Origin of the sequence: Robertmurraya korlensis (genome assembly GCF_023715225.1) — a bacterium.
Classification (GTDB): Bacteria; Bacillota; Bacilli; order Bacillales; family Cytobacillaceae; genus Robertmurraya_A.
Map to the genome: position 1 here is coordinate 1 of NZ_JAMBNS010000129.1, position 427 is coordinate 427.

1 protein-coding gene is annotated in these 427 nt (G+C 49.4%); it reads right to left on the bottom strand.

The window, feature by feature from the left end:
* Positions 1–427: N-succinylarginine dihydrolase (locus tag M3175_RS25655; protein ID WP_251524619.1), on the bottom strand; the 427-nt coding region annotated here is incomplete at both ends.

Here is a 427-nt window from a genome sequence, read left to right on the forward strand (position 1 = left end):
ATACCGCTGGGTGCTGACGAGATTCTTCAGGCACGACAATAGTCATGCCACCATCAGGGCGGGTCAAAAGCTGACTGTTAAACAGATAAGTTGCCACGGCATCGCTTATTGTTACTCGATTGATAGGCACTTCAATGGCAATCAATTCTTGCTCAATGCCTGCCATCTTACGGCGAATCTCATCTAGCGCTTGGGCTTGATTGACAAAAGCGGCTTCATGGCAAAATAATACTTGCTGATTGCTCACTGCAATCACATCATTGTGAAACACGCCTTGGTCGATGGCATCGGGGTTTTGCTGTATAAAAGCGACTCGCTGTGCATCTAGCCCATGCAAGCGGGCGATGGCTTGACTGGCTTCGAGCGACTGACGGGCAGGATAGCGTTTGGGTGCAATGTCACCGCCTAAAAACTGCTGACCATATAC